Genomic DNA, 5,952 nt, shown 5'->3' with positions numbered 1-5,952 from the left:
TTGCCACCCAGCCCCGAGACCCCCATCTCGATGTCCATCGCGTCGTAGAAGGGCTCGAGCTCCTCATAGCTGATCGGCCAGTCGTCGGCCACCCCGTCCAGGGACTTGACCCGGAAGTCCGAGGGCAGCGCCCGACTCCAGCAGGCAGCGAACAACACGCTCGAGCCGCCGACGCCGTTGAACATGATCACCGAGAGATCCGAGTTGGACCAGTCGACCGGGTAGTCCTCGGCCTTGCCGCGCACGTTGGGGTCCGGACTCCACTCCTTGTCCGCCGCCAGCTCGAACTCGGGCTTGTTGCCCGGATAGTCGCTGGGGTTGGTCCAGTGGCCCTGCTCCAGCACGACCACCGACAGCCCCGCCATCGCGAGGTGCTTGGCCGCCACCCCGCCCGACGCGCCACCGCCCACGATCAGCACGTCAGCAACGTCGACTTTGCCTGCCATCGCCTACCTCCTGCACGATATGCATCTTTTCTGCATATGTTGCCGACACGCTAGATCGTGGAGTCGACTGCCGTCAACGGCATCCGGGCGAAATCAGCGACGGGTTGCGGATGCTTGACCGCGCCTCTTGACCCTTCCACCCCGACGCATTAGCGTTGTTCAACATCTGCAGTGGCACTGCATATGTTGAACTCTCGCAGCGGCATCCCGCCCGACCTGCGTAGAGCACAGACTCTGGAGGTTTGTTCGATGCATACCCGTACGCTCGGTGACGACCTCGTCACCGGTTCGATCGGCCTGGGGTGCATGAGCATGTCGGGACAGTACGGCGATCATGACGACCAGGAGTCCCGCGCCACCCTGCGCCTCGCCGTCGATCTCGGCGTGACCTTGTTCGACACCGCGGACATCTACGGACCTTTCGCCAACGAGGCCCTCGTCGGCCGCGAGCTGGCAGCTGTCCGCGACAGCGTCGTCCTCTCCACCAAGTTTGGGCTGGTGCGTGCCTCCACCGGCCAGCACATCGGCGTCAACAGCCGCCCCGAGTACATCAAGCGGAGCTGCGACCTGTCGCTGCAACGTCTCGGCACCGACTACATCGATGTCTACTGGCAGCACCGCGTCGATCCCGACACCCCCATCGAGGACACCATCGGGGCGATGAAGGAATTGGTCGAGGCGGGGAAGGTGCGCCACATCGGGCTCACCGAGGCCTCCCCGGAGACGATCCGACGAGCACACGCCGTCCACCCCTTGGCTGCCGTCCAGCACGAGTACTCCTTGTGGAGTCGCGACGTGGAGGACGAGGTGCTGCCAACGCTGCGCGAGCTCGGGATCGGGCTGGTCTCCTACAGTCCCCTCGGGCGCGGGTTCCTCACCGGTGCCTTCACCGAGCTCAGCGCGCTCGCCGGCGACGACTACCGTCGCAAGGACCCGCGCTTCCAGGACGAGGCGATGGCCGCCAACGTGCGGATCGTCGAGACCGTCGCGACGATTGCCGCTGAACTCGAGTGCACACCGGGTCAACTCGCGCTGGCGTGGATCCTGGCCCAGGGTGATGACATCGTACCGATCCCCGGCACCAAGCGCCGTACGTACCTCGAGCAGAACATGGCATCGCAAGCTCTTCAGCTCACCCCGAGCCAGATTCGACTGCTCTCAGCGAGCGTTGTCCCCGAGACCGTCGTGGGAGATCGCTACGCCGACATGTCGGGTCTCGGCATCTGAGCGCTGCGCACCCCCGTCGTTGTCGCCTGAACTGATCGGAATGCCCCGATGACCAACCTCTTCGACCGCGTGCTCCCGGACGTGCTGGTGACTCGGGCGCGGATGACGCCGCACCGAGTGTTCCTCCAACCAGTGGACCAGCCACCGGTGACCTTCGCGGAGACCTACGCTCGCGCGTGCTCGGTGGCCCACGGCCTCCTCGACCTGGACGTGCAGCGTGGTGACTGCGTCGTGATCATGGCCGACAGCTCGACCGATTCGATCTGCACCTGGTTGGGCATCCAGCTGGCTGCGGCGGTCGAGGTCGCCATCAACACCGGTTACCGTGGAGCATCGCTGACCCACGCCCTGCAGAACTCCAGGGCCAAGGTCATCTACGTCGCCGCAGCGCTCGTTCCCCGCCTCGCCGAGGTTCGTGGTTCGCTGACCTACCTCGAGACCGTGGTCGTGTACGACGCCCTCGATCTGCACGACGACCTCAGGATCGACGGCCTGCGCGTGCTGCGTTTCGCCGACGTCCTGGGCCCCGACAACACCCACCCGGATCGTCCGGTGCACCCTCGAGACCTCGCCTCCGTCGTCTACACCTCCGGGACGACCGGCCCAGCGAAGGGCGTCATGATGCCCCACGGGCAGATCTCGCTCTTCGCGCGGTTGGGCATCGAGGGGAGTGACATGACCGAGGACGACGCGCACTACTGCTTCATCCCGCTCTATCACGTCGCCGGCAAGTTCATGGCTCTGTACGCCAGCCTCATCACCGGTGGACGGGTCATCGTCGACACGGCGTTCTCGGCCGAGCACTGGCTGCCCCGGGTCCGCCAGTACGGTGCCACCATGTCGCACGTGCACGGGCCCCTGGTCGAGATGATCTACAACCAGCCTCCGACACCGGAGGATGCCGACAACGAGGTCACCCGCATCGTGGCCTCACCGTTCCCGGCCAAGATCGCGCACGACTTCGAGCGACGCTTCGGACTCCGCGGCATCGAGACCTGGGGTATGACCGAGGTGACGGTGCCGGTGTGGCAGCCCCACGACCGACCTCTGCAGACCGGCTGCTGCGGCTTCGTCCGAGACGAGTACTTCGACCTGCGCATCGTCGATCCCGACACCGACGAGGGGCTTCCGCGAGGCCAGACGGGCGAGATCGTGCTGCGGCCACGACAGCCGTGGACGATGATGCAGGGCTACTTCCGCAATCCCGAGGCGACTGCCGAGGCTTGGCGCAACCTCTGGTTCCACACCGGCGACCTCGGCTTCATGGACGACGAGGGACGGATGTACTTCGTGGACCGCGCCAAGGAACGGATCCGGCGGCGCGCGGAGAACGTCTCGTCGTACGACATCGAGGCCGCAGCGTTGAGCCACCCGCACGTGCGGGAGTGTGCCGCCGTCGGCGTCGCGTCGGAGTTCGAGGGGGACGACGACATCCTCCTCTACGTCGTGAGTGCCGCCGGAGCGCCCCAGGACCCCGAGGCACTCCTCGGCCACCTGGTCAAGGAGTTGCCCCACTTCATGGTGCCCCGCTACGTGAGCTACGTGAGCGACTTTCCCCGCACCCCGACTGGCAAGACGCAGAAGGCCCTGCTGCGTGACGCGGGCAAGGGCACCGCAACGTGGGACCGGAAGGCGGCAGGCGTGAGTCTTCGCAACCTGGCCTCCGCCGCCAACGAGGAGACACCATGCTGATCAAGACGCTCGACCAGATCCAGGTCGGGGACCGCGAGGTCTGGACCCGCACCATCACCGAAGCCGACGTCGTGCTCTACGGCGGGCTCATCGGTGATCGCGGTCCTCTGCACCTCGACGAGCCCTTCGCGGCCTCGACCCACTTCGGGGCCCGGCTGTCCTACGGAATGCTTCACGCCGGATACATCGGCGCGACCCTCGCCCAGTTGCTCGGCGTGGGCAGCGCCTATGTCGGCCAGAACCTTCGGTTCAGGGCACCGGTGTTCGTCGGCGACACGATCGAGGTGGTGACGATCGTGACGGGCAAGGACGAGCAGAAGTCGCGGGTCTTCGTCGAGACGACATGCACTCGCGCGGACGGAGTCGTCGCGATCCAGGGAGAAGCCGAGTTGCTCATCTTCGACGTGCCACCCGCGCAGAGCAGGTCCTGATCACACTGTGGATCGCTCGATGGACCTAGCCACCTTCGAGGCGACGTTCGACCGTGTCCGAAACTGGGGGCGGTGGGGAGATCACGACGACCGCGGAACGCTCAACCACGTCACGCCGGCCCAGGTGAGGGCAGCTGCGAGGTTGGTCCGCGACGGCATCACCGTCAGCCTCGCGCACGATCTGGACACCGTGACGGGACCGGACAACAGCAAGCCCGCACTCCATTACATGACCAGGCTCGCCGACGCCGGCGGCGGCGAGCCGCAGGTGAACATGGATTTCATCGGCACCGACTTCCATGGCAAGTCCGTGACCCATCTGGACGCCTTGTGCCACGTGAACTACCGCGGGCTGCTCTACAACGGTGTCCCCGCGGCATCCGCCCTGAGCAGCGGTGGTAGCGCCTTCGGCTCCGTGCTCACGATGGCCGACGGGATCGTGAGCCGCGGTGTGTTGCTCGACGTCGCGCGGAGCCGCGGGATCGAGTGGATCGAGCCGGGCGAGACCATCAGGCGCGACGAATTGCAGCAGGTTGCCTACATCCAGGGCCTGCAGCTGTCGCGTGCGGATATTGTCTTCGTCCGCACCGGTGCGCGGCGCCGAAGGGAGGCGCGTGGGGCGTGGAACCCCAACTCTTATAGCGCGGGCTTGTACCCGGACGTGATGGAGTGGCTGCACGAAAACGACGTATGCATCCTGGCGTCCGATGGTGACAGCGACACACGGCCGAGCCCGGTAGAGAAGGTTGAGTCCCCAATCCACGCGTTGGCCCTCGCGGCAATGGGTATGCCTCTGCTGGATAACGTGTACCTCGAGTCACTCGCTCTAACTTGTGAACGCCAAAATCGGTGGGAGTTCCACTGTTCGATCGCGCCGCTCCGAGTTCCCGGTGGCACCGGTTCGCCTGTCAACCCGATAGCGACGTTCTGATGGCCGTGAACGACAATCTAGGGACTGACGAGCCCGTGGCCCGCTCTGTACAAGCCAGGAGCATCTGGCCCGCCCCCAACTGGACTGGCATCAGCAATGACTAGTGGAACTCGGACAAGTCAGACTCCTGACCTGGGTCCTCCGCTGAGGGCAGAACTCTCCATCTGGCGGCGCTGAGGAGCAAGCCGTCTGGACGCCACGCCAAACCGTGGCGCGTTGTTGCCGAGACCCATCCATCCTGTCACCGCGGGGGCGTGCAACGACCGACGCTCCGCTCACCCTCAGGCGGAGCGTGGCGCTGGAAGGTCGTCATTGGGCCCGGGACGAACAACTCGTCCAACTCGGAGGTCAGGCCGGCAAGCACTGTCCGATGCTCGTCCCACTCACCGGGCGGCAGTGCCGCTTCTAAGGTTCCGGCCACGATCGCGGCCATCGAGTACGGCTGGTCGACCGGCACTTGGTCCAAGGCACACCATGCCTTGGCCCCATCACCGGCCAGCCAGCTGGAGAACGCGGCTAGTGACGCTGCGGGCGCGCGTACCTGGTCGGGGGCACGGCGGGTGAGGTCGATCCACAGTGCCTGATGCTCACGTGAGGCCTCTCGTGTCATCTGTCCCCAACGCATCGCGGGTGCTCGTGGGTTGAACCGCGACAAGAAGGCGCGCTGCATCTGCGTCGCTGAGCCGGGCGCCGTCGGCGAGGACCTCTGCGACACGCATTCCGGCCGATTCCCGCACTGCGGCGTACGTGGTGCGTGCAGCCCTGCCGTCCTTGAGCAAGGCGGCCACCGGCTTTCGGTCGCCCGCCATGCTGGCCGCCATCGTTTCTCGACTCGCAGCGGGGCGCGCACATCGGCCGTAGACACTTTTTGCGGCCATCTTGTCGGCTGCGTCCTGGCTGCACCGACCGGTGGCCGAAGTGTTGAACTCAACCCATACGGAGTCGTTGATCCACAGCCGCACCGGGATTCTGATGCCGATCTCGCCGAGCCTTCGGCCGATGTCGTGGCTAGTGACGGCGGCGTTCGCTCGATCGGATGTGAAGCACAGCACGGCCACCACTACCGGCCCGTCAGCGCGCCGCGCGTGCGTGGCTAGTTGTGATGCCCAGCCAGGTTGTTCAACCTGGCGATGGGGGCGGCCTTCCCGATTGCTGAGTGGGGCCGGTGGTGGTTGTACTCGTGGATCCATGCTGGCAGAGCGGCGAGTCGGGCGGATTCGGAGTT

8 protein-coding genes are annotated in these 5,952 nt (G+C 65.9%); 4 read left to right on the top strand and 4 right to left on the bottom strand.

All coding sequences use genetic code 11. The features are described 5' to 3' along the window. Positions 1-446, bottom strand: a 446-nt coding sequence (locus JWN97_RS13520) for an NAD(P)-binding protein (protein ID WP_297623378.1), incomplete at its 3' end; no start/stop codon positions are given. 249 nt (positions 447-695) lie between these two features. On the opposite strand from JWN97_RS13520, the gene JWN97_RS13515 reads away from it, so the two are divergent. The 4 genes from JWN97_RS13515 to JWN97_RS13500 are packed head-to-tail and all read left to right on the top strand — an operon-like array spanning position 696 to position 4,727. Then, positions 696-1,673, top strand: a complete 978-nt coding sequence (locus tag JWN97_RS13515) for an aldo/keto reductase (RefSeq protein WP_297623377.1) — start codon at positions 696-698, stop codon at positions 1,671-1,673. 48 nt (positions 1,674-1,721) lie between these two features. Next, entirely contained in the window at positions 1,722-3,365 is a 1,644-nt protein-coding gene (locus JWN97_RS13510) for an AMP-binding protein (RefSeq protein ID WP_297623376.1), read from the top strand. Then, positions 3,359-3,796 (top strand): MaoC family dehydratase, encoded by a 438-nt coding sequence (locus tag JWN97_RS13505; RefSeq protein ID WP_297623374.1) that lies wholly within the window; start codon positions 3,359-3,361, stop codon positions 3,794-3,796. The genes JWN97_RS13510 and JWN97_RS13505 overlap by 7 nt, the downstream gene beginning before the upstream one ends. A 19-nt stretch (positions 3,797-3,815) precedes the next feature. After that, the gene (locus tag JWN97_RS13500; protein ID WP_297623372.1) at positions 3,816-4,727 is read left to right on the top strand and encodes a cyclase family protein; all 912 of its coding nucleotides are present in this window, start codon (positions 3,816-3,818) and stop codon (positions 4,725-4,727) included. Between the two features lie 241 nt (positions 4,728-4,968). Here the strand turns inward: JWN97_RS13500 and JWN97_RS21255 are convergent, their stop codons facing one another. The 3 genes from JWN97_RS21255 to JWN97_RS13490 form a co-directional block, all read right to left on the bottom strand. Continuing rightward, the gene (locus tag JWN97_RS21255) at positions 4,969-5,337 is read right to left on the bottom strand and encodes a DUF4192 family protein (protein ID WP_363321291.1); all 369 of its coding nucleotides are present in this window, start codon (positions 5,335-5,337) and stop codon (positions 4,969-4,971) included. Further along, entirely contained in the window at positions 5,315-5,788 is a 474-nt protein-coding gene (locus tag JWN97_RS13495) for a hypothetical protein (RefSeq protein ID WP_297623371.1), read from the bottom strand. Before JWN97_RS13495 ends, JWN97_RS21255 begins: the two co-directional genes overlap by 23 nt. A 32-nt stretch (positions 5,789-5,820) precedes the next feature. Beyond that, a partial coding sequence (locus tag JWN97_RS13490; RefSeq protein ID WP_297623379.1) for an integrase core domain-containing protein occupies positions 5,821-5,952 on the bottom strand: 132 nt, incomplete at its 5' end.

It is taken from the genome of Nocardioides sp. (genome assembly GCF_025965415.1).
Classification (GTDB): domain Bacteria; phylum Actinomycetota; class Actinomycetes; order Propionibacteriales; family Nocardioidaceae; genus Nocardioides.
The sequence above is the reverse complement of the archived record's forward strand: the minus strand, read 5'-3'. Positions and strand labels throughout refer to the sequence as shown.